Here is a 504-nt window from a genome sequence, read left to right on the forward strand (position 1 = left end):
ACCGCTGTAGTCGGTCGCAAGCTCCCTGGGACAATAACACGTGAGCTCAGTCGCTTCGCTCCAAATTTTAGCCCACGTGTTATTGCCCCTAAGCGGGGCGTTAGGTATTCCAAAGGTATGGCAACGAATTTTTCTTTTTTAACGAAGTTACATATATGGTTAGGCATTATTTGCTTCGCTTTATTTGGGCTACTATCTCTCACCCCAAATACGACTGAGAGCGGAAAGTTTTACCTGCCTATTGTTTCGTTGGTATTTCCATCAATACACTTTGCGATCGCTTACGGCTGCTATATTAAATCAAATAAGGGTAGGATTGCTTCTCGTGTTTGTGGCTTTTGCTTTATGCCATTTTTTCCATTGGGTACTATTCTCGGATTTATAATATATGAAAAAACAAAAAAAAGTATTGAACCGGCACATACCTAACAATGCGCTTAAATGGGACAAAAACACGGGGCCGCTTCGCGATTATAGCCCCATGTTTTTGCCCTTTAGCTAGTA

General features: G+C 41.9%; 1 protein-coding gene. It reads left to right on the plus strand.

The window, feature by feature from the left end; genetic code table 11:
- Positions 1-429 (plus strand): hypothetical protein (locus ACXAFQ_RS20520; RefSeq protein WP_474825223.1); only part of this gene is annotated, 429 nt, incomplete at its 5' end.
- Positions 430-504: the final 75 nt, after the last annotated feature.

Source organism: Alteromonas sp. ABH2_165, from assembly GCF_056159945.1.